22 protein-coding genes are annotated in these 25532 nt (G+C 72.2%); 14 read left to right on the top strand and 8 right to left on the bottom strand.

What is annotated here, in order from left to right:
• Positions 1–23: 23 nt before the first annotated feature.
• The 4 genes from ACGF0J_RS26265 (at position 24) to ACGF0J_RS26250 (ending at position 6476) form a co-directional block, all read left to right on the top strand.
• Positions 24–2159: a dipeptide ABC transporter ATP-binding protein gene (locus ACGF0J_RS26265; RefSeq protein ID WP_393149663.1), complete on the top strand. Its 2136-nt coding sequence runs from the start codon at positions 24–26 to the stop codon at positions 2157–2159.
• Between the two features lie 18 nt (positions 2160–2177).
• A complete protein-coding gene (locus ACGF0J_RS26260; RefSeq protein ID WP_393149661.1) occupies positions 2178–3872 on the top strand; it encodes an ABC transporter family substrate-binding protein in 1695 nt (564 codons plus the stop codon).
• Positions 3873–3913: 41 nt separating this feature from the next.
• Complete coding sequence (locus tag ACGF0J_RS26255; RefSeq protein ID WP_393149659.1) at positions 3914–5029, top strand: winged helix DNA-binding domain-containing protein; 1116 nt, start codon at positions 3914–3916, stop codon at positions 5027–5029.
• A 616-nt stretch (positions 5030–5645) separates the two neighbouring features.
• Positions 5646–6476: a PhzF family phenazine biosynthesis protein gene (locus ACGF0J_RS26250; RefSeq protein ID WP_393149657.1), complete on the top strand. Its 831-nt coding sequence runs from the start codon at positions 5646–5648 to the stop codon at positions 6474–6476.
• 94 nt (positions 6477–6570) lie between these two features.
• Here ACGF0J_RS26250 and ACGF0J_RS26245 read toward each other — a convergent pair whose 3' ends face one another.
• Complete coding sequence (locus ACGF0J_RS26245; RefSeq protein WP_393149655.1) at positions 6571–7320, bottom strand: LamB/YcsF family protein; 750 nt, start codon at positions 7318–7320, stop codon at positions 6571–6573.
• A gap of 176 nt (positions 7321–7496) precedes the next feature.
• Here ACGF0J_RS26245 and ACGF0J_RS26240 point away from each other — a divergent pair, with 176 nt between their 5' ends.
• Positions 7497–8681, top strand: coding sequence for an RNA-guided endonuclease InsQ/TnpB family protein (locus tag ACGF0J_RS26240; RefSeq protein ID WP_393149653.1), 1185 nt, complete (start codon positions 7497–7499; stop codon positions 8679–8681).
• A gap of 157 nt (positions 8682–8838) precedes the next feature.
• Here ACGF0J_RS26240 and ACGF0J_RS26235 read toward each other — a convergent pair whose 3' ends face one another.
• Both ACGF0J_RS26235 and ACGF0J_RS26230 read right to left on the bottom strand, forming a co-directional pair.
• Complete coding sequence (locus ACGF0J_RS26235) at positions 8839–10353, bottom strand: hypothetical protein (RefSeq protein WP_393149651.1); 1515 nt, start codon at positions 10351–10353, stop codon at positions 8839–8841.
• A 123-nt stretch (positions 10354–10476) separates the two neighbouring features.
• Positions 10477–10701 (bottom strand): hypothetical protein, encoded by a 225-nt coding sequence (locus ACGF0J_RS26230; RefSeq protein WP_393149649.1) that lies wholly within the window; start codon positions 10699–10701, stop codon positions 10477–10479.
• 154 nt (positions 10702–10855) lie between these two features.
• Here ACGF0J_RS26230 and ACGF0J_RS26225 point away from each other — a divergent pair, with 154 nt between their 5' ends.
• The 3 genes from ACGF0J_RS26225 (at position 10856) to ACGF0J_RS26215 (ending at position 15596) form a co-directional block, all read left to right on the top strand.
• Positions 10856–11425, top strand: a complete 570-nt coding sequence (locus ACGF0J_RS26225) for an HhH-GPD-type base excision DNA repair protein (RefSeq protein WP_393149647.1) — start codon at positions 10856–10858, stop codon at positions 11423–11425.
• Between the two features lie 194 nt (positions 11426–11619).
• Entirely contained in the window at positions 11620–13713 is a 2094-nt protein-coding gene (locus ACGF0J_RS26220) for a SpoIIE family protein phosphatase (protein ID WP_393149645.1), read from the top strand.
• A 242-nt stretch (positions 13714–13955) separates the two neighbouring features.
• On the top strand, positions 13956–15596 hold the full coding sequence (locus tag ACGF0J_RS26215) for an RNA polymerase sigma factor (protein ID WP_393149643.1): 1641 nt from the start codon (positions 13956–13958) through the stop codon (positions 15594–15596).
• 72 nt (positions 15597–15668) lie between these two features.
• Here the strand turns inward: ACGF0J_RS26215 and ACGF0J_RS26210 are convergent, their stop codons facing one another.
• The gene (locus ACGF0J_RS26210) at positions 15669–16403 is read right to left on the bottom strand and encodes a YaaA family protein (protein WP_393149641.1); all 735 of its coding nucleotides are present in this window, start codon (positions 16401–16403) and stop codon (positions 15669–15671) included.
• A 98-nt stretch (positions 16404–16501) separates the two neighbouring features.
• On the opposite strand from ACGF0J_RS26210, the gene ACGF0J_RS26205 reads away from it, so the two are divergent.
• Positions 16502–17200: a GNAT family N-acetyltransferase gene (locus tag ACGF0J_RS26205; protein WP_393149639.1), complete on the top strand. Its 699-nt coding sequence runs from the start codon at positions 16502–16504 to the stop codon at positions 17198–17200.
• Positions 17201–17485: 285 nt separating this feature from the next.
• On the opposite strand, the gene ACGF0J_RS26200 is transcribed toward ACGF0J_RS26205, so the two are convergent.
• Complete coding sequence (locus ACGF0J_RS26200; RefSeq protein ID WP_393149637.1) at positions 17486–17716, bottom strand: hypothetical protein; 231 nt, start codon at positions 17714–17716, stop codon at positions 17486–17488.
• A 246-nt stretch (positions 17717–17962) separates the two neighbouring features.
• On the opposite strand from ACGF0J_RS26200, the gene ACGF0J_RS26195 reads away from it, so the two are divergent.
• On the top strand, positions 17963–20029 hold the full coding sequence (locus ACGF0J_RS26195) for a type IIA DNA topoisomerase subunit B (RefSeq protein ID WP_393149635.1): 2067 nt from the start codon (positions 17963–17965) through the stop codon (positions 20027–20029).
• 168 nt (positions 20030–20197) lie between these two features.
• Here the strand turns inward: ACGF0J_RS26195 and ACGF0J_RS26190 are convergent, their stop codons facing one another.
• Positions 20198–20944 (bottom strand): tyrosine-protein phosphatase, encoded by a 747-nt coding sequence (locus ACGF0J_RS26190; RefSeq protein ID WP_393149962.1) that lies wholly within the window; start codon positions 20942–20944, stop codon positions 20198–20200.
• 160 nt (positions 20945–21104) lie between these two features.
• Here ACGF0J_RS26190 and ACGF0J_RS26185 point away from each other — a divergent pair, with 160 nt between their 5' ends.
• Both ACGF0J_RS26185 and ACGF0J_RS26180 read left to right on the top strand, forming a co-directional pair.
• A complete protein-coding gene (locus tag ACGF0J_RS26185; protein WP_393149633.1) occupies positions 21105–22292 on the top strand; it encodes an MFS transporter in 1188 nt (395 codons plus the stop codon).
• A 64-nt stretch (positions 22293–22356) separates the two neighbouring features.
• On the top strand, positions 22357–23334 hold the full coding sequence (locus tag ACGF0J_RS26180) for a zinc-binding dehydrogenase (protein ID WP_393149631.1): 978 nt from the start codon (positions 22357–22359) through the stop codon (positions 23332–23334).
• Positions 23335–23382: 48 nt separating this feature from the next.
• On the opposite strand, the gene ACGF0J_RS26175 is transcribed toward ACGF0J_RS26180, so the two are convergent.
• Positions 23383–23877, bottom strand: a complete 495-nt coding sequence (locus ACGF0J_RS26175) for a beta-class carbonic anhydrase (RefSeq protein WP_393149630.1) — start codon at positions 23875–23877, stop codon at positions 23383–23385.
• Positions 23878–24016: 139 nt separating this feature from the next.
• Here ACGF0J_RS26175 and ACGF0J_RS26170 point away from each other — a divergent pair, with 139 nt between their 5' ends.
• Positions 24017–24331 (top strand): hypothetical protein, encoded by a 315-nt coding sequence (locus ACGF0J_RS26170; protein ID WP_393149629.1) that lies wholly within the window; start codon positions 24017–24019, stop codon positions 24329–24331.
• A gap of 55 nt (positions 24332–24386) precedes the next feature.
• Here ACGF0J_RS26170 and ACGF0J_RS26165 read toward each other — a convergent pair whose 3' ends face one another.
• Entirely contained in the window at positions 24387–24950 is a 564-nt protein-coding gene (locus tag ACGF0J_RS26165; protein ID WP_393149628.1) for a thioredoxin family protein, read from the bottom strand.
• 67 nt (positions 24951–25017) lie between these two features.
• Between ACGF0J_RS26165 and ACGF0J_RS26160 the strand changes: the two genes are divergently transcribed.
• Complete coding sequence (locus ACGF0J_RS26160) at positions 25018–25386, top strand: VOC family protein (protein ID WP_393149627.1); 369 nt, start codon at positions 25018–25020, stop codon at positions 25384–25386.
• The last annotated feature ends 146 nt before the right edge of the window (positions 25387–25532 follow it).

Below are 25532 nucleotides of genomic sequence, written 5' to 3'. Positions count from 1 at the left end.
ACCGCGCCCGCGGCGAGGCCGCGATGACGACCGCGCCCGCCGCCCGGCCCGTCCGGACCGCGCCCGTCCTGGAAGTGCGCGACCTCAACGTCTGGTTCGGCGACGTGCACGCCGTCCGCGGGGTCGGCTACGAGGTGCGGCCCGGGGAGGTCCTCGGCATCGTCGGCGAGTCCGGCTCCGGCAAGTCGGTCACCTCCGCCGCCGTGATGGGCCTGCTGCCGCGCGGCGCCCGCGTCACCGGCTCGGTGCGGCTGCACGGCCGGGAGCTGATCGGCGCGCGCGAGAGGGAGCTGACCGCGCTGCGCGGCCGGGCCATGTCGATGGTCTTCCAGGACCCGCTGTCCGCCCTGACCCCCGTCTACCGGGTGGGCGACCAGATCGCCGAGGCCGTACGCGTCCACCAGCGGGTCACCCGGGAGCAGGCTCTGGTCAGAGCCGTCGCCCTGCTCGACCTGGTCGGCATCCCCAACCCGGCGCAGCGGGCGCTCGCCTTCCCGCACGAGTTCTCCGGCGGCATGCGGCAGCGCGTCGTGATCGCCATGGCCATCGCCAACGACCCCGACGTGATCATCTGCGACGAGCCGACGACCGCCCTCGACGTGACCGTCCAGGCACAGGTCCTGGACGTGCTGAAGACGGCGCAGCGCGAGACCGGCGCCGCGATCGTCATGATCACCCATGATCTGGGGGTGGTGGCCGGGTTCGCCGACCGGGTGATGGTCATGTACGCGGGCCGCCCGGTCGAGGTGGGCGACGTGGACGACGTCTACCACCGGCCGAGCATGCCGTACACGGTGGGGCTGCTCGGATCGATTCCGCGGGTCGACCGCGACGGGCGGCGGCCGCTGACGCCGATCGAGGGGAGCCCGCCCGCGCCCGCCGCGCTGCCATCCGGTTGCCCGTTCGCGCCGCGTTGCGCGCTGCGGACACCGGTCTGCGACGAGGCGGAGCCGCCGCTGTTCGACGTCGGCCCCGGGCATCGGGCCGCCTGCGTCCGCTGGGAGGACGCCGGCCCGCCTCCGGCCGTGGCCCCCGGCGTGACCCGCGCCCCGGTCACCCGGACCCGGCCCGCCGAGCCGGTGCTGCAGGTCGAAGGGCTGGTCAAGCACTACCCGCTGCTGAAGGGGACGCTGTTCAGACGCCGGGTCGGCACCGTGGAGGCCGTGGCGGGCGTCAGCTTCGACGTGCGCCGGGGCGAGACGCTCGGCCTGGTCGGCGAGTCGGGCTGCGGCAAGACGACGACACTCATGGAGATCCTGGAGCTCGCCGAGCCGCAGCAGGGCCGCATCGTGGTGCTCGGCCGCGACACGGCCCGTCTCGGCAGGGCCGAGCGCAAGGCGATCCGGCGCGACATGCAGGTGGTCTTCCAGGATCCGCTGGCCTCGCTCGACCCGCGCATGACCGTCCACGACATCCTCGCCGAGCCGCTGCGCACCCACGGCGCGGGCGACCCGGCCCGGCGCGTGCGCGAACTGCTCGACCTGGTGGGACTGGCGCCCGAGCACGCCGGGCGCTACCCGCAGGACTTCTCCGGCGGCCAGCGCCAGCGCGTCGGCATCGCCCGCGCGCTGGCGCTGGAGCCGCGGCTGCTGGTGCTGGACGAGCCGGTCTCCGCGCTCGACGTGTCGATCCAGGCCGGGGTGATCAACCTACTGGCGGGGTTGAAGGCTCGGCTCGGCCTGTCCTACCTGTTCGTGGCGCACGACCTCGCGGTGGTGCGCCACATCGCCGACCGGGTGGCCGTCATGTACCTCGGCCGCATCGCCGAGATCGGGGCCGTCGAGGCGGTCTACGACGCGCCCGCCCACCCGTACACGCAGGCGCTGCTGTCGGCCGTCCCGCTGCCCGACCCGGTCCGCGAGCGCACCCGCGCGCGGATCCTGCTCGAAGGCGACCTCCCGAGCCCGGCGCACCCGCCGTCGGGCTGCCGCTTCCGCACCCGATGCCCGATGTTCCGTTCGGAGCTGACCGACGACGAGCGGGCCCGGTGCGTCACCGCCGAGCCCGTCGTGCGGCCGCTCACCGGCCGCGCCGGCGGTGACGGTCCCGGTGGTGACGGTCCCGGTGGTGACGGTCCCGGCTGGGACGGTTCCGGCGGGCACGGTGACGATGACCACGGCGTCGCCTGCCATTTCGCGCGGCGGCTCGACGTCGTCTAGACCAGGAAGGTCGCTTACATGAGAGCAACACGACTCGCCACCGCCATGATGGTGGCGGTGGCCGTCGCCGGCCCGCTGGCCGGCTGCGGCGGTCAGGGCGGCCCGGGTGGCGTGCCCGGCGACGACGGCGGCCGGGCCGTCAAGGCGTACGACATCAACCCGCAGCCGCGCGAGAAGGTCAAGGACGGCGGCACGCTGCGCTGGGGCGTCAACGAGTTCCCCGCCCAGTGGAACCGCAACCACGTCGACGGCAACCTCGCCGTCGCCGCGATGATCACCAACGCGCTGCTGCCGTCGCCGTTCCTGTCCGACCAGACGGCGGAGATCACGCCCAACCCCGACTACCTGCTCAGCGCCGAGGTCACCCGCCACAAGCCCGAGCAGGTGGTCACCTACCGGCTCAACCCCAAGGCCAGATGGTCGGACGGCAAGCCGATCACCTGGGCCGACTACGATGCCCAGTGGCGGGCGCTCAACGGCGACGATCCCGCCTTCCACATCGTGTCGTCCACCGGCTACCAGGACATCGAGAAGGTGGCCAGGGGACGGGACGACCATGAGGTGGTGGTGACCTTCGCCCGGCCGTTCGGCGACTGGCAGTCGCTGTTCGGGCCGCTGCTGCCCGCCTCGGTCAACCGGACGCCCGAGGCGTTCAACACGGCCTGGCTCAACCGCATCCCGGTGACGGCCGGGCCGTTCCGGTTCAAGGCGTTCGACCAGACGGCCAAGACCGTCACGCTGGTGCGCGACGAGCAGTGGTGGGGTGAGCGGGCCAAGCTCGACCAGATCGTCTACCGCGCCTCCGAGCAGGACTCGCTGATCGGCGCGTTCGGCAACGGCGAGCTGGACATCGCCGACATCGGCCCCTCCGCCCCCGACTACGCCCGCGCCCGCTCCACCCCCGACGCCCAGGTGCGCCAGGCGGCAGGGCCCGACTTCCGGCACTTCACCCTCAACGGCTCCGCCGAGCTGCTGCGCGACGTGCGGGTGCGCCAGGCGGTCCAGCTCGGCATCGACCGGCAGGCCATCGCCCGATCCGATCTCCAGGGCCTCGACTGGCCCACCACGCCGCTGAACAACCACTTCTTCATGAACACCCAGGACGGCTACCAGGACAACGCCGGCGACCTCGGCGGCCACGACCCGCTACGGGCCGGGAGGCTGCTGGACGAGGCCGGCTGGAAGCCGGTCGGCGCCGTGCGGCAGAAGGACGGCAAACCGCTGGCCCTGCGGTTCGTGGTGCCGTCGGGCGTGCAGATCAGCAAGTCGGAGGCGGAGCTGGCGCAGACCATGCTCGGGCAGATCGGCGTCAAGGTCACCATCCAGGCGGTCCCGGGCGACGACTTCTTCACCAAGTACGTCATCCCCGGCAACTTCGACCTCACGGCCTTCTCGTACATCGGCACGCCGTTCCCGGTGTCGAGCAGCTACGGCATCTACGCCGACAGCCCCGACGGCACCACGTGGAACGCCAACTTCGGCCGCACCGGCTCCAAGGCCATCGACGACGCGATGAACAAGGCCGCCCGGACGCTCGACCCGGCGCGGGCCCGGGAGGCCGCCAACGCGGCCGACCGGCTGATCTGGCAGGAGGTCAACGTGCTGCCCCTCTACCAGCGGCCGCAGAACGTCGCCGTCCGCGCGACGCTGGCCAACGTCGGCGCCCGGGGCTTCTACGACCTGCGCTACGAGGACATCGGCTTCACCGCCTGACCGCCCGCCGAACTGTCGGCCGGGTCCGGTACAAGTGGACGGTGACACTTTCCCTGACCTGGCCGCAGATTCTGACATGGCGGCTGTCCCGCCAGTTCGTGGCGGGCCCCGGCGGTGCCGGCGCGGTGGCGATCGCCCGCCGGCTGTGCGGGGTGCAGACCCAGGTGGCCTCCTCGGCCCAGCTCGCTGTGGCGCTCAGGAGCGCCCGGCAGGCGGCCGGCGAGATCGACGCGGCGCTGTGGGAGCACCGCACGCTCGCCAAGACGTGGGTCATGCGCGGCACCCTGCATCTCGTCCCCGCCGATGAGCTGCCCGCCTACTGCTCGGCCCTGTCCACGCTGCGCTTCTGGGAGAAAGGCTCCTGGCAGCGCGGCCACGGCGTCACCGCCGCCGAGATCGACGCCGTCATCGACGCCGTCCCGCAGGCTCTGGGTGAGCACCCGCTGACCCGCGAGGAGCTGGTCGACGCCGTCGTCGAGGTCACCGGCGACGCCCACCTGCGCGAGGCGCTCACCTCCGGCTGGGGCGCGCTGCTCAAGCCGCTCAGCCGGCTGGGCGAGCTGTGCTACGGCCCGCCGCGTGACGGCAGGGTGACGTTCACCGCGCCGCGGCGCTGGCTGCCCGCCTGGCCCGCCGAGCCGCCGCCCCAGGAGGAGGCCGGGGTCGCGCTGGCCCGTGCCTTCCTCGGCGCCCACGGCCCGGCCACGCCCGAGATGTTCGACGCGTGGCTGTTCGGCGGGGTGGCGCGCAAGGCCGTCCTCAGGGCGTGGTTCCGCGACCTCGCGCCCGAGGTGACCGAGGTGACGACCGCCGACGGCCACACGCTGCTCGCCCTGACCGAGCACCTCGACGACCTCGCCGCCACCCGACCGGGCGGCGAGGTGCACCTGCTGCCCGGCTTCGACCCCTACATCCTGGGCGCGCCCCGCAGCCTGGAGCCGCTCGTCCCGGCCGAGGCCAAGGCGCGGGTCAGCCGCCAGGCGGGCTGGATCTCCCCGGTCGTCCTGCATGACGGCCGGGTCGCCGGTGTCTGGGAGCCGAAGGACGGCCGGGCCGTCGTGGAGTTGTTCGAGCCGGTGCCGCAGGCCGCGCTCGACGCGGCCGTCGCCCGGGTGGAGGCCCTCCTCGCCCCGCAGAGCCGAGGGAGTGAGTCCTAGCCTGCTCGCCGATCACACCTCGGGAAGGGACGGGTCGGGTTCCCAGGGGTTCGGTGCGGTGACGGACCAGCGCTCGTGGTCGCGCCAGGCCCCGTCGATGTAGAGGTAGGCGGGCGACGGCCCCGGATGATCGAGTTGATGTTGACCGTTCCGGCGGCTGCGCCGGTCTCCCGCACCCGGATCAGAAAGCCCAGGTTGGTGCCGTCGTCGAAGCGGCGCATCCAGACCCGGAACTCCTCCGCGGTCGCGGGCAGTTGCATTCACGGCAGGTGCAGCTCGGTGCTGGCCCGCACGAGCGAGCAGAACTCGTCCTGGTCGGAGAGGGTGAGCGGGCTCAGTTCGACCCGTGATGGCTTTTCGGACATGGGGCAAACGTTAGGGCGTGTGGTGAGCAGTGGATCGCTCGCGTGCGGAACGGCACCCCGAGCCGACACCGCACGCCCAGCCGGAATTGGACCGAGGCAAGGACCAATTTCGGCGGATTGGCTCTGGGAGAGCGCGGCCCCCGGCGGTTGGATGGCGCTGTACGCGTCCACGAGGAGGAGATGACGGCGATCCCCCTGGCACCACCACGACGACTGTCCCCAGACCGGCACGACTCACAGGAGCCTCACCCATGTCCCGCCCCTTCGCCCAGGTCGACGTCTTCACCGCCGTCCCCTACCTCGGCAACCCGCTCGCCGTCGTCCTCGACGGCCAAGGACTGACCACGGCGCAAATGCAGCGCTTCGCCCACTGGACCAACCTGTCGGAGACCACGTTCCTGCTGCCGCCGTCCGATCCGGAGGCCGACTACCAGGTGCGGATCTTCACCGGTTCCAGCGAGTTGCCGTTCGCCGGGCACCCCACGCTCGGCACCTGCCACGCTTGGCTGCAGGCCGGTGGCGTCCCCAGAACCCCTGGCGAGATCGTCCAGCAGTGCGGCGCCGGGCTGGTGCGGGTGCGCAGGTCGGGAGACGGCCTCGCGTTCGCCGCGCCGCCGCTGCTGCGGTCGGGGCCGGTCGACGAAGCGCTCGCCGGGCACATCGCCGGGCTGCTCGGCATCGGCCGCGAGGAGATCGTCGACCTGGAGTGGGCGGACAACGGGCCCGGCTGGGTGGCGGTGCTGCTCCGCGACGCCGAGGCGGTGCTCGCGCTGCGGCCCGGCCGGGTCGACCTCGACCTCGGCGTGGTGGGCCCCCACCCGCCGGGCTCCCCCCACGCGTTCGAGCTGCGCGCCTTCTGCCCGTCCGAGGCCGGCACGGTTGAGGACCCCGTCACGGGCAGCCTCAACGCCTCGGTCGCCCAGTGGCTGCTGCGCACCGGCCGCGCCGCCGCTCCTTACGTGGCGGCGCAGGGCACCGCGCTCGGACGGGCCGGGCGCGTGCACGTCTCCACCGACGACGGCGGCGACGTGTGGGTCGGCGGCTCCTGCGTCACCTGCGTCACCGGCCAGGTCGAGCTGTGACCGGCCGCTGAGCGGCGACCGGCACGTCTCGCGCGACGCTCACGGGCGCGCAGGCCCCCGCCGGGGCACTCACCCGCCGGGAAGGGCCGTCATGTCACGCGAATGATTGCAGGACCACCCCGGCCTCCAGCAGGCTGTCACGCACGGCCCGGGCCAGCCGCACCGCGCCGGGCGTGTCGCCGTGCACGCAGATCGACCGCGCCCCCACGGTCACCGCCGTGCCCTCGACCGACGTCACCAGCCCGTCCACGGCCATGCGCACCGCGCGCTCCACCACCGTCCGCTCGTCGTGGATCACCGCGTCCGGCTCGCGGCGCGGTACCAGCGTGCCCGCGGACGTGTAGGCCCGGTCGGCGAACGCCTCGGCCACGGCGGGCACTCCCGCGGCCGCCGCGACGGCGTGGACGACCGACACGGGCAGCGTCAGCACCGGCAGCGACGGGTCGTAGTCGGCCACGGCGTCGATCAGCGCCGCCGCCTGCTCCTCGTCGCGGCAGACCCGGTTGTACAGCGCGCCGTGCGGTTTGACGTACGACACCCGGCCGCCCATCGCCCGGGCGATGCCGTCGAGCGCCGCGAGCTGGTAGAGCACCTCGGCGCACAGCTCCTCGGGTTCCAGGTCCATCTCGCGCCGCCCGAAGTGGGCCAGGTCGCGGTAGGACACCTGCGCCCCGATCGACACGCCCCGGTCCACGGCCGCCGCGCAGGTGCGCCTGATGGTCACCGGGTCGCCTGCGTGGAACCCGCAGGCCACGTTGGCGCTCGTGACGATGTCGAGCAGCGCGAGGTCGTCGCCGAGCCGCCAGATGCCGAAGCCTTCGCCCAGGTCGGCGTTCAGGTCCATCAGAGCCTCCCGAGGGGACCGGCGGCTTCAGCCGTCGGGGGAATCGGGAGCGGGAGGGCCGTCAAGGCCCGAGCGTGCCGTGACCTGTCAGGTCTGCGGATCACGGGTCTCCTTCCGGGTTTTGTCGGTGCCTGCCGGTACCGTGGTCGCGTCGTTACCGAGCGTGGGAGGTGGGTGTGCGCAGGTCGTTCAAGTTTCTGCTGCGTCCCACCAGCAGGCAGGCCGCCGCGCTGGCCGCTTGCCTGGAGGATCACCGGCAGTTGTACAACGCCGCTCTGGAGCACCGGCGCACCGCCTACGCCAGGGCCGGGGTGAGTGTCCGCTATGGCGATCAGTCGGCGGAGTTGAAGCACGTCCGCGCCGACGATGGAGAGGGTCAGGGTCGGTGGTCGTTCTCTTCCCAGCAGGCCACGCTGCGACGGCTGGACAGGGCGTTCCGGGCGTTCTTCGACCGGGTCAAGGCCGGGCGCGCGCCGGGGTTCCCGCGTTTCAAGGGGCGGGGCTGGTTCGACACGGTGGAATGGCCGAAGGACGGTGACGGCTGCCGGTGGGACTCCCAGCCCGAGCATCCGGCCGCCACGTTCGTGCGCCTGCAGGGCGTCGGCCACGTCCGGGTGCACCAGCACCGGGCCGTGAAGGGCCGGGTGAAGACGATCAGCGTCAAGCGTGAAGGCCGCCGCTGGTACGTGGTGCTGTCGTGCGACGACGTGCCCGCGCAGCCGCTGCCCGCCACGGGCGTGGTCGCGGGGATCGACCTGGGTGTCGCCTCGCTGGTCACGACCAGCGACGGCCACCATATCGACAACCGGCGGCACCTGGCCGCCTGCGCCGGCCGTCTGGCGTCGGCCCAGCGAGAACTGGCCCGCAAGAAGCGGGGGTCCAAGCGCCGCCGTAAGGTCGTGGCCCGTGTCGCCGCGTTGCACGCCAAGGTGCGGCGGCAGCGGGTGGACGGCGCGCACAAGGCCGCCTTGGCGCTGGTCCGTGGCTGCGACGTGATCGTGCACGAGGACCTGCGGATCGCGAACATGACCCGTTCGGCGTCCGGCACGATCGAGGCGCCCGGCCGTAACGTCGCCGCTAAATCCGGGCTCAACCGTTCGATTCTCGACGCGGGTTGGGGGGTGTTCCTGACGATCCTCGCGCACAAGGCTGAAAGCGCCGGTCGAGAGCTGATCGCAGTCGATCCCCGCAACACCTCCCGCACCTGCTCGCGCTGCGGGCACGTGGCGAAGGAGAACCGCCGCACCCAGGCCGCGTTCGCCTGTACGGCGTGCGGGCACACCGCGCACGCCGACGTGAACGCGGCGACCAACATCTTGAGGGCAGGGCTTGCCCTTCGCCAGGCTGCCCAAGCGGCTTAGCGAGAAGCCGCTTCCTTCAGGGAGCGGAGGAGTCACGGACCCCATCATCGCGCGCCGGCCGGCGCGGCGCGCGGCGGACGGCATCCGGGTCTGCGTGCCGCCCACGCCAGGTGACGACCCGCCGCGAGCCGGGTGCCCGTCGCCATCGAACGGGATTCTAGATCCCGTCGGGGATGTCGGCGATGTCGTCCAGGGCGGCGGCCAGCTCGTCGGGGTCGTCGCCGATGCGCTCGGCGATCTCGATGAGCACGTGGAGCACGTCGTGGCGGTCGTGGCCCAGGTCGAGCAGCCGCTGTGCCGCCTCCCACAGCTGTGGAGGATCGCCCTCCCACAGCCGGGTGGCGATCTCCTCGTGCCAGGCCAGGTGCTCCTCGTCGACCGGGCCGACGTGGTCCATCTCCAGCAGCGTGCGCCGGTCGGCCTCGTCGGCTGGGTTGAGGTCGTCGAGGGTGACGCCGTTGTGCACGCCCTGCAGGAACGGGAACGCGAACACCCGCCTGGCCAGCGCCGACAGGTCGCCGTCGGGCAGCAGCCGCTCCAGCAGCGGCCGGTCGAGCCCGAACGAGGTCGGGTCGCGGTAGGCCTCGGGGAACTTGCCGATCGCCTCCCAGACGGCGTCCAGCGTGGCCTTCAGCCCGCGTTCGGGCAGGCCGGTGCGCACCGCCGCGAACCGCACCCACGCCGCGAGCACGTGCGGCATGGCCTCCTGCTCGGCCGTGGTCAGCATGACCTTGCGCGGCAGCCAGTCGAGCAGGAACGTCTCGCACTTGGTCGGGCTGACCCGCAGGGGCCGGCTGAAGTCCTGCTCGCAGCCGTAGTCGATGATGTGGTCGGCGCAGCGGGAGGCGGCGGACGGGTCGGACAGGTGCTCGGCGGCGTCGGAGGCGAGGAACTCGGCGGCCAGCATGGCGCGCCGCTCGCGGCTGTAGGGCGCCTCGATGTGGAGCGGGGCCGGGCGCTTGCGGCCCGGCGGCAGCGCCTTGAGCCGCGCCCGGGCGAAGGCGTGGTAGGCGCTGTAGCTCTCGCTGACCGGGGGCGGGGTCTTCGGCTCGCCCGTCGCCTTCATCGCCGACTCCAGCAGCGCCCTGGCCTGCTGGGGCTCGATCTCCTCGAACAGCAGCATCGGGTTGCCCGCCGCCTCGGCGCGGGCCTGTTCGAGAAGTTTGTCCACGTGGGAGGAGACCCAGGCGTCGCGCGCCATGCCCGACATGTTGTGGTCGACGACCATGACCAGCGCGTGCGGCTCGCGGCCCGGCCCGGCCGGTTCGGGGCGCGCCCGCTCGCCCTCGCCGAAGCGGTAGGCGAACGTGCAGATGACGGTGTCCTGGTCGCCGTAGGCGTCACGGGAGACGTAGCAGCCGGTCGGCTTGACCGCGCCCACCCGGTCGGCCCAGCCCGGCCTCGCCACGCCCGACTCCATCATCGCCAGCGCCGCGCCCTCGGCCTTGGCGCCCTGGCGCGCCGTGCCGAGGTAGGCCAGGCAGATGAGCAGCGTCAGCGACGCCGGCGTGCCCGCCTTGGCCGCGTAGTCGACCAGCCCCTCGCCGAGCACCTGCTCGACGTCGCCGCCCCGGACCCTCCGACCCCACCAGGCGCCGATCATGTCGGATACCATCAACTCCGCGTCAAGGGGGCTGCGCACGGCGAGCAGCTCGCGTGCCGCCTGCACCATTTCCTTGAACACTTCGTCCGGTGGAGTGCTCTCCCTGGGATCTCGTCGGTGTCGGCGCACGCCCTCACTCTCTCGCATTCCAGGCGCAAACGGTGCGTAGAACGCGGCCCGGTGACCTCGATGTTATCGGGGAGGCCGGGGCGGCGGGGCGGAGTTGACGATCGCGAGCAGGTGCTCGCGGGCGATGCGTTCCACGATCTCCGGTGTCGCCGAGATCCCGAGGTGCTGCGCGCAGGCGCACACGTCGGCGACGCAGCGGTCGATCGTGTCCACGGGCACGGTCAGGAACTCCTCGGCCAGCCTGAGACTGACCGGCTCCCTGAGGAAGCGAGTGGCCAGAGCGAGCATAGGTGTCAGATTCCTCTGGATGCCCAGGGGCAAACCCCTAGGAATGGACGCAGGGCGACTTGCGCTCCCATTCCATCTTTTCTCGGGCCCGTGTCAAGCCTCCACTACGCCTGTGTTCGCTTCTCGGCAACTCCTTTCGTGCGAAGCTGTTCCCATGCGCATCCAGCTCGCCCAGCGGACGGAGGCCGACGACCTGCTCGGCCGCAGTCCGCTCGCCCTCCTCGTCGGCATGCTGCTCGACCAGCAGATCCCGATGGAGCAGGCGTTCGCCGGGCCCTACACGATCTCCCAGCGCCTCGGCCGCGACCTCACCGCCGAGGAGGTCGCCTCCTACGACCCCGAGGCGTTCGCGGCGCTGCTGGCCGAGAAACCCGCCGTGCACCGCTACCCATCGTCGATGGCCGCCAGGGTCCAGCAGCTCGCCGCCTACCTCGTCGAACACCACGCGGGCCGGCCGGAGCGCATCTGGACCGAGGCCGCCGACGGCAAAGATCTTCTCCGCAGGCTGCAGGCGCTTCCTGGTTACGGCAAGCAGAAAGCCCAGATATTTTTGGCATTGCTCGGCAAGCAACTAGGCGTCCGGCCGCCAGGATGGCGCGAGGCGGCGGGGCCGTACGGCGAGGAGGGGTCCTTCCGGTCGGTGGCGGATGTGGTCGACGCCGACACGCTGGGTCGCGTACGGGCCGCCAAACAGGAGTCCAAGCGGGCGGCCAAGGCCAAGTAGCCTGATCTTGCTGCGCAACGTGGAGCGATTTTGACAGGATGCGTTGATGGTATGGCTGCCGGGACTTCCGTCCGCGCATGCCCATCGCCGATGATGTACTGCAGGATCCGGTCGCCCGGAGCCGCGCTACGCCGATACACAGTTATGGAGATGTGCCGCGTGGGAGACCCTGGCACGCGACGGAGGTGCCGAGCATGAGCGCCGAGACCTCCGTTCCCCGTCCCCGGGAGTCGGATGTGGACATCTCGGACTCCGCCCTGTTCAAGGGCCTGCTTTCCGAGGCGCAGTTCGCCTTCGCCTTCCTCGAGCCCGACGGCCGCCTCCAGCGGGTCAACGACGTGTTCAGCGACGTCGTCGGCGTGCCGGCCGAGCGGCTGGCCGGCCGGACCCCGGCCGAGGCCCTCGCCGCCGACCTCGCGCCGGTCGTCGTCCACGCGGTGCAGGGCGTCGTCGAGAGCGACGCGCCGGTCACCGAGAGCCGGGTACGGGTGCGCACGCCCGAGGGCGAGACCCGCCACTGGTCGCTGTCGTTCTCACCGGTCCACGACGACGCGGGCGAGCTGCGGGCCGTGGCGCTCATCGGCATGGACGTGACCGAGAGCCGCCAGACCGAGGAGGACCTCCGGCGCAGCGAGGAGCGCTACCGCTCGCTGGTCGAGGCGCAGTCGCAGCTCGTCTGGATCACCTCGCCCACGGGCACGGTGGTCGAGGACGCGCCGCAGTGGCGCGCCATCACCGGCCAGGGTCTGGAGGAGTACCTCGCGCACGGCTGGCTCGACGTGGTGCACCCGGAGGAGCGCCAGCAGACCGAGGAGGCCTGGAAGGAGGCGCTGCGCGGCCGCACCATGTTCGAGTGGAACTACCGGGTGCGCACCCGGGCCAGCGGCTACCGCCACTTCGAGGTGCGCGCCGTGCCGATCATCCGGCACGGCCGGGTGGTCGAGTGGGTCGGCGCCAACACCGACGTCACGCCGCAGCGTGAGGCCGAGGAGATGCGCGGCAGGCTGACCGACCAGCTCGGCGCCGCGGCGCTGCGCACGGCGCGCCTGCAGGGCGCAACGGCGATGCTGGCCGAGGCGCTCACGGTCGAGCAGGTGGTGCAGGTCATCATCGACGTGGGCCGCACCGCGCTGGCCGCCGACCGTTCGGCGGTCGCGCTGCTCGACACCGACCGGGCCGCGCTCAAGCTGATCAACGGCGAGGGCGTCCCCGAGGCGTCCGGCACGACCGGCGAGGAGATCCCGCTCTCCCACTCCAGCGTGATGACCATGGCGGTCAACAGCCGGCGGCCGGTGTTCGCCGAGTCGCCCGAGAGCCTGAAGTCGCAGCTGCTGGAGGCGGGCGGCGACGAGCGGGTGCTGGCCAACTACCTCAGCAGCAGCGACGAGCGAGCCTGGGTGGGCCTGCCGTTGCTGGCCGCGGGCCGGGCGCTCGGCGCGCTGCGCTTCTCGTTCACCCGGCCGCAGAAGATCTCCCAGGAGGACGGCGTCTTCCTGGAGGCGCTGGCCGGTCAGTGCGCGCTGGCGGTCGAGCGCGCCACCCTGTTCGAGCGTGAGCACCGCACCGCCGAGACGTTGCAGCGCAGCCTGCTGCCCGACCGCCTTCCGGTGGTCAAGGGTCTGGAGCTGGCCCAGCGGTTCCGTTCCGGCAGCCGCCACGTGCAGGTCGGTGGCGACTGGTACGACGCCTTCGTGCTCCAGGACGGCCGGGTCGCGGCCGTGGTCGGCGACGTCATGGGCAAGGGCGTCAAGGCCGCCGCGGGCATGGGCCGCATCCGCAACGCCATGCGGGCGCTGGCGCTGACCAACCCGCCGCCCGCGGCGGTGCTGACCGGCCTCGACCGGGTCTTCGACGCCACCGAGGAGGAGGAGCAGGTCACCACCCTCGCCTACATGGTCGTCGAGCCCGTCACCGGTGAGGGCACGCTGGCGCTCGCCGGTCATCCGCCACCCGTGCTGGTCTCCCCGCAGGGCACGGCCGTGCTGTGCGACGCGCAGCCCGGCACGCCGCTGGGCTGGCCGACGAGCCGCCGGCAGTTCAGGTTCGTGGTGCCGCCGGGCCACACCGCGGTGCTCTACTCCGACGGTCTGGTGGAGAACCGCAAGCGTGGACTGGACGCGGGACTCGCGGAGATTTGCAGTGTTGTGACCGAAGCGCCGCCCGAGGTCGTCAGAAGTCCCCATATGCTGCTGGACTTCCTGGTTGACCGGATGTTGTCGGGATATGAACAAGATGATGACGTTACCGCCCTGGCCATCCACGTGCCGCCCGCCACGAAGAGTGACTGAATGAAACAGTCATAAGGGTTGCTTTCGGGTATCAGTGGCGCGCTTACGTACGCACTACTGTCTGGGTCGGCCTAGGGTGGAGGTCAACCGCCGGGAGGTGGCCGTATGGAGTGCGTGGTCGTGCCACAATGCTGGGCAGGTCCGTCGCGGTCCGCACGGCCTCACCGATCTCCGAGAGAGGCATCAGCCCCCCAGCGGGCATCTGGGTCCATTGTCGCCACGCGTTCGTTCGAGAGGTGTTCGTGTCGCCTGCAAGTTCGACTCGCTCGAAGCCACAAGAGCTGAACGAGCCCGTCATTCAGCGACTGCTCGAGCGTGGGCGCTCGCAGGGTTTCCTCGAGTCCGAGGATGTCCGCCAGGCTTTTGAAGAGGCGGACATCCCCATGTCGCACGCCGCCGCATTCCTGCGGAACCTCAGCAAAGAGGGCGTGACCGTGGTGGTGACCGCCGCGGATTCGGCTGCGCCGAAGAAGTCTCGTGGTCCAGCAAAGCGCCGCACCGCCGCCCCCGTCAAGACCAAGGCCGCAGCGGCCGCCAAGGAGCAGAAGCCCGAGACCGTGACCGCGGTCGTGGGCGCCACCGAGGACGAGCCCGCTGCCAAGAAGCCGGCCCCCCCGAAGAAGGCCGCCCCGGCGGCCAAGAAGGCGGCGCCGCCCGCCAAGAAGGCCAAGCCTGAGACCGCTGGGCCTGCCGAGACCAAGCCGAAGCCCGTCGACGGCGTGGACGACGACGAGGACATCGAGCTCGACGGCGACGTGGAGCTGGAGGACCTCGAGGACATCGCCATCGACGACGAGGAGATCGCCGCCGAGGCCGAGACCGAGTCCGAGTCCGACGACGAGTCCGACGACGAGCCCAAGGCCGCCGACGTGGCCGCCACCGTCGCCACCCAGAAGAGCGAGGACGAGGTCCTCATCCTGTCCGACGACGACGATGACGCCCCGGTCGCGCAGGTCGCCGCCGCCGGCGCCACCGCCGACCCGGTCAAGGACTACCTCAAGCAGATCGGCAAGGTCCCCCTGCTCAACGCCGAGCAGGAGGTCGAGCTGGCCAAGCGCATCGAGGCGGGCCTGTTCGCCGAGGAGCAGCTCGGCAGCTCCGAGGCCGACGGCCTTCCGGTCGACGTCCGGGCCGAGCTGGAGTGGATCGCCGAGGACGGCCGCCGGGCCAAGAACCACCTCCTGGAGGCCAACCTCCGCCTGGTGGTCTCGCTGGCCAAGCGCTACACCGGCCGCGGCATGCTGTTCCTGGACCTGATCCAGGAGGGCAACCTCGGTCTGATCCGCGCGGTCGAGAAGTTCGACTACACCAAGGGCTACAAGTTCTCCACCTACGCCACGTGGTGGATCCGGCAGGCGATCACCCGCGCCATGGCCGACCAGGCGCGGACCATCCGCATCCCGGTCCACATGGTCGAAGTGATCAACAAGCTGGCCCGGGTCCAGCGGCAGATGCTGCAGGACCTCGGCCGCGAGCCCACGCCCGAGGAGCTGGCCCGCGAGCTGGACATGACGCCCGAGAAGGTCGTCGAGGTCCAGAAGTACGGCCGCGAGCCCATCTCGCTGCACACCCCCCTCGGTGAGGAGGGCGACAGCGAGTTCGGCGACCTCATCGAGGACTCCGAGGCCATCGTCCCGGCCGACGCCGTCAGCTTCACGCTGCTGCAGGAGCAGCTGCACTCCGTTCTCGACACGTTGTCGGAGCGAGAGGCGGGCGTCGTGTCCATGCGGTTCGGCCTCACCGACGGTCAGCCCAAGACGCTCGACGAGATCGGCAAGGTCTACGGGGTGACGCGCGAGCGCATCCGGCAGATCGAGTCGAAGACGATGTCCAAGCTGCGCCACCCGTCCAGGTCCCAGGTGCTGCGCGACTACCTCGACTGACCTTCCCGCACGACGCCCGAGCCCCGCCCTGCCTCGCAGGCGCGGGGCTCCCGCGTCTGCGGGGCCGCTCGTTCACAGCCGGATGTCGAGCGTCCACGGGCGGGCCGGCCGGGTGGGGGCGGTCAGTCCCACCAGGTAGCCCAGCGTGTCCAGGGTCTTGGCCAGCTCGTCGGGGGAGGCGGGGTCGCCGCCGGACTCCAGCAGGGCCCTGGCGACCTCACCGCGGGTGGCCTTGGCCATGTGGCTGACGACCTTGCCGTCCTTGAACACCCGTACCGCCACCGACCGGTCACCCGGCTGCCAGGCCCCGGCGTACGTGGCCGACCGCAGGTCCACCACCAGCCCCGCGAGCGGATCGAGCTGTTTCGTCACCAGCGGGCGCCAGAAGGCGGCCAGCCCGCCGAGCGGGGGCAGGCTGACGCCCATGGACAGCCGGTACGGGGGCACCCGGTCGGTGATCCGGAGCACGCCCCACAGCCCCGAGAAGACGAGCACCGACTCCTCCGCCCGCCGCCTGGCCTCGCCGTCCAGGGTGCCGAGACCGAGGTTGTCGTACAGGACGCCGGTGTAAAGCTCGGCGGCGGGCAACGTGGCGGCCGTCCGGAGCGCCAGGTTCTTGGTGAGCTCGCCGGCCAGCCCCGGCGTCAGGCCCAGCACGTCAAGTGCGTCACGCCGCCGCGACGCCTTGGCGAGCGCGGTGAGCACCCGCCCCCGCGGCCGGTCGAGAGCCGGGAAGGAGAGGTCGCCCAGGGGAGGGCCGCTGCCTTCGGACGCCTTGCCCTCCGACGGTGGCAACAGAATCAACACGACACCATTGTCCCAGGCCAGCCCGTCGCACGCGCCACGGGCGCCCGTCGGCGGGGCCGCACCCGACACGCCCGGGCGGGGTGGCTAGGCTCCTCCGGGTGAACGTCGACCTCCTTGTCCACGAGGCCTGGCCCGCGTACGAGCAGCAGCGGCACGGCGGCTGGATCCTCCGGTACGCCGGCGGGGTGACCAAACGGGCCAACTCGGTCCTCACGCTGGACCTGCCCGCCGACCTGGACGCGGCCGTCGGCGCCGCCGAGGACTTCTACGCCGCCCGAGGCCGGCCCTGCGTCTTCTCGGTGGGGCCGCGGGCCGCGCCGGAGCTGGACGCCGCGCTGGAGGCGCGCGGGTACGCGCTGGTCGATCCCACTGTCGTCATGGTCGGCCCCGGCGGCCTGGCCGAGCCGGGGCACCGCGTGCGCGTCGAGGACCACCCGTGGCCGGCGTGGCTGCGGACGTGGTGGGCCGTGGACGGGAGGTACGGCAGCGGGCTGGAGGAGGCCGAGCGCATCTGCACCGGCGTGCCCGCCTGGTACGCCGCGGTGGAGGAGGACGGCGTGCCGCTGGCCGTCGGACGCGGCGTGCCGCAGGGCGACACGCTGGGCGTCTACTGCATGGCGACCCTGCCCCGGGCTCGCCGCCGCGGCCTGGCCCGCAGCGTCCTGCGCGCCCTGGCCCGGCACGGCGGCACCCGCTCGGCCTACCTCGTGACCACCGCGGCCAACGTGGCCGCACAGGCCCTGTACGGGAGCGAGGGGTTCGAGCTCCAGGGGGGCTACCACTATCGGTCCCGCTGACCCCGCCGGACGGAACCCGTGACCTGCTCGGCCAAGGCCGGTCGCCGGTGGCGAGGGGCGCGCCGGTCGCCACCGGCGCTCACGCCGCGCCGGTCGCCGCGGAGTGAGGCCCGCGCCCGGCCGCCGCGCGCGGGCAGGCCGCCGTGCGTGCCCGCTGGAACGCGCACGGCGGGTGCCGGTAGTACCGGGCCGGGGCCAGGGACGCCGAACGGCGGTCTCGGCTTGCCGGGACCGCCGTTCCACGCTTGTGCGCTATGTGGTTATCTCATCACGACCAGCGCCGTGTCAGCGCTCGTCGTTGCGGGTCATCGAAGGGGTTTCGCTGAGCCGAGCCGACTCGTCCAGGATGTCGGCGCCCTTTTCGCGCAGTGCTGCGATGTGCTGACGCCCGTGGTGGGCGCAGAACAGCAGCTCCCCACCCACGGGCAGGGTCGCGCGAATGTAGGCCTGGGCGCCGCAACGGTCGCAGCGGTCGAGGGCCGTCAGCGGCTTAACGGGGGCGAGAGCTCCAGTCACGTATCGCCTTTCGGGTCACCCCCGCCGAAGCGAGGATCTGGCGTCAGTCACTTGAGACAACATCTAACCGGACCAGGACGTTCCCAACCGCCCCCTCGCTACGCCGAGAGCAGAATGTGTCCGAAAGTAATGGCGGACAGCCGCCCGGTAACGGCAAACGTGGCGGCATGGCAAGCTTGTACGCGCGCGTAGGGGAAGAACGGTAAGCTACGCACTGGTGTTCGAGGCTAGACCAGAGGAGCTGGAGTGACGCTAGTCGAGGCGGGTTACACGGCTCGTCACCTGTCGGTGCTGGAGGGCCTGGAAGCGGTCCGCAAGCGCCCCGGCATGTACATCGGGTCCACCGACAGTCGTGGGCTCATGCACTGCCTCTGGGAGATCGTGGACAACGGCGTCGACGAGGCGCTCGCGGGTCACTGCGACCGCATCGAGGTCGAGCTGTACGCCGACGGGTCCATCGAGGTGCGCGACAACGGCCGCGGCATCCCGGTCGACGTCGAGCCCAAGAGCGGCCTGGCCGGTGTCGAGCTCGTCTACACCAAGCTCCACGCGGGCGGCAAGTTCGGCGGCGGCTCCTACGGCGCGTCCGGTGGCCTGCACGGCGTCGGCGCCTCCGTGGTCAACGCCCTGTCGGCCCGCCTCGACGTCGAGGTCGACCGAGACGGGCGGGTGCACGAGATCAGCTTCCGTCGCGGCGTCCCCGGCGTGTTCGACGGCGACGGGCCGACGGCGAAGTTCCGCAAGAAGTCGGGGCTGCGCGAGGGCGGCAGGCTGGCCGCCGACGTCACAGGCACCCGCGTCCGGTTCTGGGCCGACAAACAGATCTTCCTGCCCGACGCCGAGGTGTCGCTCGACGAGATCCACGTCAGGCTGCGGCAGACCGCCTTCCTGGTCCCCGGCCTCACGCTCGTGGTCGTCGACAGCCGGCACGAGGAGCGCCTCACGGAGGAGTTCCGCTTCGACGGCGGCATCTCCGAGTTCACCGACTTCCTGGCCCGCGACGAAGCCGTCTGCGACGTGCTGCGGCTGCAGGGCGTCGGCCACTTCCACGAGACCGTGCCCATCCTCGACGACCAGGGCCACATGACGCCCACCGAGGTGCAGCGCGAGCTGACCGTCGACGTGGCGGTGCGCTGGGGCAAGGGCTACGAGTCGACCGTCCGCTCGTTCGTCAACGTCATCGCCACCCCCAAGGGCGGCACCCACCTGACGGGTTTCGAGCGCGGCCTGGTCCGCACGCTCAACGAGCAGTTGCGCGAGACCCGCCTGCTCAAGAACGGCGACGACCCGGTCACCAAGGAGGACATCCACGAGGGCCTGACCGCCGTGGTGACCGTCCGGGTGCCCGAGCCGCAGTTCGAGGGCCAGACCAAGGAGGTGCTCGGCACCTCCGCGGCCACCCGCATCGTCTCCCACGTCGTCAGCCGTGAGCTCAAGGAGCTGTTCGCCAACCCGCCGCGTGGCTTCAAGCAGCCGATGCGCGCCGTGCTGGAGAAGATCGTCGCCGCCGCCAAGGCACGCATCGCCGCCCGCGAGCACCGCGACAACCAGCGCCGCAAGAGCGCCCTCGAAAACTCGGCGCTGCCGGCCAAGCTCGTCGACTGCCGCAGCGACGACGTCGACCGCAGCGAGCTGTTCATCGTCGAGGGAGACTCGGCGCTGGGCACGGCCAAGCTGGCCCGCGACTCGGAGTTCCAGGCGCTGCTGCCGATCCGCGGCAAGATCCTCAACGTCCAGAAGGCGTCGATGAGCGACATGCTCAAGAACGCCGAGTGCGCCGCCATCATCCAGGTCGTCGGCGCCGGGTCCGGCCGCTCGTTCGACATCGACGCCGCCCGCTACGGCAAGGTCATCCTCATGGCCGACGCCGACGTCGACGGCGCCCACATCCGGTGCCTGCTGTTAACGCTGTTCCACCGCTACATGCGGCCCATGGTCGAGGCCGGTCGTGTCTTCGCCGCCGTCCCGCCCCTGCACCGCATCGAGCTCACCAACCCGGGCCGCGGCAAGGACAAGTACATCTACTGCTACTCCGACGCGGAGCTGCAGCGGGTGCTTCGCGACCTCGAACGGCGCGGCAAGCGCTGGAAGGACCCGGTGCAGCGCTACAAGGGTCTGGGCGAGATGGACGCCGACCAACTGGCCGAGACCACCATGGACCCGCGCCACCGCATCCTGCGCCGTGTCCGCATCGAGGACGCCGAGGGTGCGGAGAGCATCTTCAGCCTGCTGATGGGCAGCGACGTGGCGCCGCGCCGCGAGTTCATCGTCAACAGCGCGGCCGAGGTGGACCGCGACCACATCGACGCCTGACCCGGCGGGCCGGCCGCCGCCGGTGCGCCCGGTCATGGTCGTGGCCTGGCCGCCGCCGCTGCGCCCGGTCATGGTGGCGTGCCCCCTGCGTCGCCGGGACGGGCCGGGGTTCCTGGCTGCGCTCCCAGGGCGAGCCGAACGCGCGGCGTGGGGCCGTACCCGGTGTGGTCAGCCGGGGGTGGCGGTCGGGTCGTCGGTGAGGAGCGCGGCGCGGAGCCGGAGGACCAGGTCGTCGTCCACGCCCAGCACGTCGGCGGCGTAGCCCCGTACGGACCCGTGGCGGGACGTCAGGTCGGCGAGGAACAGCCGCATGACCTCCGCCGGAGCCCGGCCGTACCCGGGCCAGCGCAGCACGCGTGACGGGTGCGCGGCCCGCCAGTCGGCGACCAGCCGGTCCGTGGCCAGCCCGGTCAGCGCGAAGTCCTCGACGATCTGGTCCTCCGGCACCCCGGCCAGCGACAGGACGAGGGCGGCCAGAATCCCGGTGCGGTCCTTGCCCGAGGCGCAGTGGAACACCAGCGGACCGTCTCCGGCGGCGATGACCTCCAGTGCCTGCCGCAGTTCGCCGGCTCCGTCCGCGGCCACCTCGGCGTACCGGTCGGCGAGATACCGCCACGGGTCGACGTCCGGATCGATCTCCGCCTGGTCGTAGGGCCGGTGCTCGACGCTCAGGTTGACGTACGCCATCCCCTGCCGCTCCGGCACCCGTCCTTTGGCCGCTATCTCCCAGGGGTAGCGCAGGTCGATCACCGTGCGCACCCCGAGCCCCAGGAAGCGGTCCCAGTCGTCGCCGTCCAGCTTGGCCAGCGAGTCGGACCGGTAGAGGCGCTTCCATCGCACCATGCGGCCGTCACCGGCGAGATATCCGCCCAGATCGCGGAAATTGTGCAGGCGCTGGAACGCGACATGTCTCATCACGCCGGACACCTTACCGGCGGGATCACGCAGTGGTCCGAAACATGCCAGCCCCTCCGGGCGGGGCCCTGCTTGGCTGGTGCGCATCCCCACGAAGCACGCATCCATCCCCCCGCCCACGGCGCGCCGCCGTGCCCGCGATCCCGCTGAACGAGGAACCATGCCAAGCCCCACGACCACGACCACCCGCCCCACGCCCGCCGGCTGGCCGGCTGTGGTGTCGCTGACCCTGGGCATCTTCACCATCGTCACCAGCGAGATCCTGCCGATCGGCCTGCTGACGTCCATCGGCGGCGAGTTCGGCGTGTCCGACGGCACGGCCGGCCTGACGATGGCCATGCCGGGCATCGTCGCCGCGGTCGCCGCTCCGGTCGTCACCGTCACCACCGCCCGCCTCGACCGCCGCCTCATGCTGTGCGTCCTCATGGCGGTGCTCGCCGTGTCGAACCTGCTGGCGGCCACCGCGCCCGCCTACGGGGTCATGCTGGTCTCGCGGGTGCTGCTGGGGCTCGTCATCGGCGGGTTCTGGTCCATCGGCGCGGGACTGGCGGCACGCCTGGTGCCGCCGCGGTCGGTCGGCGCGGCCACCACGCTGATCTTCTCGGCGGTGCCGCTCGGGTCGGTGCTGGGCGTGCCCGCCGGTACCTTCATCGGGCATCTGGCCGGCTGGCGGGCCGCGTTCGTCGTGCTCGGCGGCATGTCGCTGCTCGTGCTGGCCGCCCTGCCGGCGCTGATGCCGTCGCTGCCCGCCGTCCAGACCACCCGCCTCGCCGTGCTGCGCGGCCTGCTGCGCCTGCCCGGGGTGCGGATCGCGCTGCTGGCCACGTTCCTCGTCGTGCTGGCGCACTTCGGCGCGTACACCTACGTCACGCCCCTCCTGCAGCAGGTCACGCGGGTCGGCCCGGCCGCGGTCAGCTCGTTCCTGCTGGCGTACGGCTTCGCGGGCGTCGCCGGGAACTTCCTGGCCGGCGCGGTCATCGCGCGCAGCCTGCGGACCGCGTTCGCCGGTGCCGGCGTGCTGATCGCGGCCGCCACGCTCCTGCTGCCCGTGGCGGGCACCGCGGCCGCGGGGGCGCTCGGGCTGCTGCTGGTGTGGGGACTGGCCTACGGGGCGGTGCCGGTCTGCTCGCAGACGTGGTTCGCCCGGTCGGCGCCGCACGCGCCGGAGGCGGCCACGGTCGTGTTCACCTCGTCGTTCCAGGCGACCTTCGCGCTGGGGGCGTTCCTCGGCGGGGTCGTCGTCGACGCGGCGTCCGTCTCGGCCGTCATGGTGTGCGGCGGCGTGGTCGCCGCCGTGATGGCGGTGTCGCTGTGGGCGCTCAGCGGGCGGGGGGACGGCACGGGTTGACCTCAAGCCCGGTTGAGGGAGCAGGCTCGAAGGGTCGAACCAGCCCTCGAACCTGGAGCACACCATGTACGCCGTCGTCCTGCACTCCTTCGGTCCCGCCGAGAACCTGCGCTACGAAACCGTCCCCGACCCCGTGCCCGGACCGGGGGAGGTGCGCATCGCGGTCAGGGCGGCCGGCGTGCACCTGGTGGAGACGATGATGCGGTCGGGGCTCGAAAGCGACTCCCTGCCGCCGCTGCCCGGGCTGCCGTCCGTCTTCGGCGGGGAGGTGGCGGGCACGGTGGACGCCGTGGGCTCCGGGGTGGACCCGTCCTGGGTCGGGCGGGACGTCGTGACCTCGGGCGGCCGGCCCGGCGGGTACGCCGAACTGGCCGTGGCCGACGTGGCGTCCCTGCACCCGATGCCCGGCGGGCTCTCGCACGAGACGGCTGTCGCCATGGTCGTGACCGGCACCACCGCGCTGCGGTTCCTCGCCGTCGCCCGGCTCACCACCGATGATGTCGTCCTGATCACCTCGGCCGCGGGCGGGATCGGGCGGCTGCTCGTGCAGGACGCCCGGAACGTCGGCGCCACCGTGATCGGCGCGGCGGGCGGCCCCGACAAGGTGGCGGCCGTCGCCGGACTCGGCGCGGACCTCGCCGTCGACTACGACCAGCCCGGCTGGGACAGGACCGTCGCCGAGTGGCTGGACGGCCGCCCGCTCACGGCGGTCCTCGACGGGGTCGGCGGCGACAAGGCGAAGGCGGCGTTCGGGCTCCTCGGCCGCGGTGGCCGGTACCTGACCATCGGCAACGCCTCCCAGCAGGACTTCTGGCCCGACCCCGAGACGCTGGCCGACCGGGAGGTCGCCGCGGTCAACGCCCTGCTGCACCTGCTGGGCAACCCGCAGGACGCGCCCGAGTTCGAGGCGCGGGCACTCGCGGCGGCCGCCGGGGGACGGCTGGTCCCGGCCGTGCAGGCGTTTCCGCTGTCGCAGGCGGCCGCCGCGCACGCCGCCCTCGAAAGCAGGCGTACCACCGGCAAGGTCGTCCTCGTCCCGTAGGACGACCCTGGGGACGGGACGGGGCCGTTGCGGGCCGGTGAGGGGCGGCTAGAGCGCCACCGGCAGCAGCCGCCCGGTGCGCACGTCGTAGATGGCTCCGCCCACCGGCAGGTCCTTCGGCAGGAACGGGCTCGTGCGGATCCGCGTGAGGTCGTGGCGCAGCGCCGCGTCCTGGTCGGGCACCGTGTGGAACTCCAGGCTGCGGGTGTCCACCCCGCGCAACTGGGTGAGGTCGTGGACGTCGGCGTCGGTGACCTTGGCCATGCCGCAGTCGGTGTGCGGCATGACCAGCACCCGTTCGACGCCCAGCAGGTAGACGGCGAGGACGAGAGTGCGCAGGACGTCGTCGGTCACCCGGGCGCCGGCATTGCGCAGGATCTTGGCGTCGCCGGACGACAGGCCGAGCAGCCCCAGGGGGTCGATGCGAGAGTCCATGCAGGTCACCACGGCCAGACCGCGGGCCGCGCGGCCGGTGAGGCCCGAAGAGGCGAACTCCCGGGCATAGTCCGCGTTGGCGGCTAGAACGTCGTCGAACTCACTCATGGCGTAGATACTCCCGCATACCCGTTTCGTGGAAGTTTCCGGGGTGGCCGACAGGCGGGACTTGGCCAACGTCCCACGATCACCGCGCACGATGCGTGATGATGTCGTAGCCCAGTGTAGGTGATCGAAGAAGGTTGTCGTGAGTAGGTCCGAATCGCTCGCCGCGTATCTCCGCGCCCAAGCCCGGCGCCGTCTCGACCGCGTGGAGTCCAACGACGGCGGGCGCAACGCCCGCACGGCCCTGGCCCTGCTCGATGCCGCGCTCTGCGCCGACGGGCTCACGGACGACGACGCGCTCATCCGGATGCTCGAAGAGGCGGGCTGCTTCGGTCCGCAGGGGTGCGGCGACTTCGATCCGGGCCCCGAGGGAGCCCGGCTCATCCGCGACTGGCAGGGCGCCGAGCCGTACGAGCTGCTGCTCGCGCTGCCCGGCGCCATGACGACCACCGCGTAGCGCCGCCGTAGCGCCGCCGTGGCTCAGGCCGCGCTCAGGCCGGGCTCAGCCGGGCTCAGGCCGGGGCGTTGCCGGGCTTCCACTTGATGCCGCAGCCGATCGACGGCCGCTGGTCCGCGCCGACCGGCTCGCCCGCCAGTAGGGCGTCGATCGCGGCCCGCAGCGTGGCGCCCGTGACCGGGACGTCGTTGCCGGGCCGTGAGTCGTCGAACTGTCCCCGGTAGACCAGCCGCAGCTCCCCGTCGTACAGGAAGAAGTCGGGCGTGCAGGCCGCCCGGTAGGACTTGGCCACCTCCTGCGTCTCGTCGAGCAGGTACGGGAAGGCGAAACCCGCCCGGGCGGCCTGCTCGGCCAGGTGTGTGGCGTCGTCGTCGGGGTACGTGACGCTGTCGTTGCTGCAGATGGCGACGACCGACAGCCGGGAGCCGTAGCCGGTGGCCAGGGCGCCCAAGGCCGTCTCGATGTGGCGGACGTAGGGACAGTGGTTCGACAGGAAGGTCACGAGCGTGGCGGGAGAACCCTTGAAGTCGTCGAGCGCCACGCTGCCGCCGTTGACGGCGGTCAGGTCGAAGGCGGGCGCCGGTGTGCCGAGCGGGACCATGAACGAGTTGGCAGCCATGCTCCCATTGTCCATGCCCCCATTGTCGTCGGTCGGGGCCGGTGAACCGTATGTGGAGGTATAGCTGGTGAAGGGCATCGCGGAATACCACTCGACCGTGCTCGACTGCGCCGACCCGCGCGAGCTGGGCAGGTTCTACGCCGAGCTGCTCGGGTGGGACACCGTGTCGAACAGGGACGAATGGGTGTCGGTGAGCGACGGCGGCTCGTCCAAGCTGGCGTTCCAGAAAGTGGAGGACTACCGGCCGCCGGTCTGGCCGCGCTCTGAGCGGCCCCAGCAGGTCCACCTCGACCTGCTGATCGACGACATGGACCAGGCGGAGAAGGCGGTGCTGGAGATCGGCGCCACCAAGCACGAGCACCAGCCGAGCCAGGACGACGAGTTCCGCGTCTTCCTCGACCCGGCCGGTCATCCGTTCTGCCTCTGCCGGCGTTAGGCGGCCCGGACCCGGGGGGGGCGGGGGGGGGGGGGGGGGGGGGGGGGGGGCCGCGGCCGGGGGGGCGGGGGGGGGGGGCGGGGCGCACGGCGGGCGCCCGCCCGCCCGCGGCGCGGGCGCGGGCGGGCGGGGGGGCGGGCGGCGCG

The organism is Nonomuraea sp. NPDC047897, from assembly GCF_043204415.1.
Taxonomy (GTDB): Bacteria; Actinomycetota; Actinomycetes; order Streptosporangiales; family Streptosporangiaceae; genus Nonomuraea.
The sequence above is the reverse complement of the archived record's forward strand: the minus strand, read 5'-3'. Positions and strand labels throughout refer to the sequence as shown.

Excerpts from the sequence above, each read along its gene's own strand:
- ACGF0J_RS26175 (WP_393149630.1), bottom strand. The coding sequence starts at position 23,877 with ATGAGTGAGTTCGACGACGTTCTAGCCGCCAACGCGGACTATGCCCGG.
- ACGF0J_RS26165 (WP_393149628.1), bottom strand. The coding sequence starts at position 24,950 with ATGGCTGCCAACTCGTTCATGGTCCCGCTCGGCACACCGGCGCCCGCC.
- ACGF0J_RS26220 (WP_393149645.1), top strand. The coding sequence starts at position 11,620 with ATGAGCGCCGAGACCTCCGTTCCCCGTCCCCGGGAGTCGGATGTGGAC.
- ACGF0J_RS26190 (WP_393149962.1), bottom strand. The coding sequence starts at position 20,944 with ATGAGACATGTCGCGTTCCAGCGCCTGCACAATTTCCGCGATCTGGGC.
- ACGF0J_RS26185 (WP_393149633.1), top strand. The coding sequence starts at position 21,105 with ATGCCAAGCCCCACGACCACGACCACCCGCCCCACGCCCGCCGGCTGG.
- ACGF0J_RS26235 (WP_393149651.1), bottom strand. The coding sequence starts at position 10,353 with ATGGTGCAGGCGGCACGCGAGCTGCTCGCCGTGCGCAGCCCCCTTGAC.
- ACGF0J_RS26260 (WP_393149661.1), top strand. The coding sequence starts at position 2,178 with ATGAGAGCAACACGACTCGCCACCGCCATGATGGTGGCGGTGGCCGTC.
- ACGF0J_RS26180 (WP_393149631.1), top strand. The coding sequence starts at position 22,357 with ATGTACGCCGTCGTCCTGCACTCCTTCGGTCCCGCCGAGAACCTGCGC.
- ACGF0J_RS26250 (WP_393149657.1), top strand. The coding sequence starts at position 5,646 with ATGTCCCGCCCCTTCGCCCAGGTCGACGTCTTCACCGCCGTCCCCTAC.
- ACGF0J_RS26245 (WP_393149655.1), bottom strand. The coding sequence starts at position 7,320 with ATGGACCTGAACGCCGACCTGGGCGAAGGCTTCGGCATCTGGCGGCTC.
- ACGF0J_RS26265 (WP_393149663.1), top strand. The coding sequence starts at position 24 with ATGACGACCGCGCCCGCCGCCCGGCCCGTCCGGACCGCGCCCGTCCTG.
- ACGF0J_RS26225 (WP_393149647.1), top strand. The coding sequence starts at position 10,856 with ATGCGCATCCAGCTCGCCCAGCGGACGGAGGCCGACGACCTGCTCGGC.
- ACGF0J_RS26230 (WP_393149649.1), bottom strand. The coding sequence starts at position 10,701 with ATGCTCGCTCTGGCCACTCGCTTCCTCAGGGAGCCGGTCAGTCTCAGG.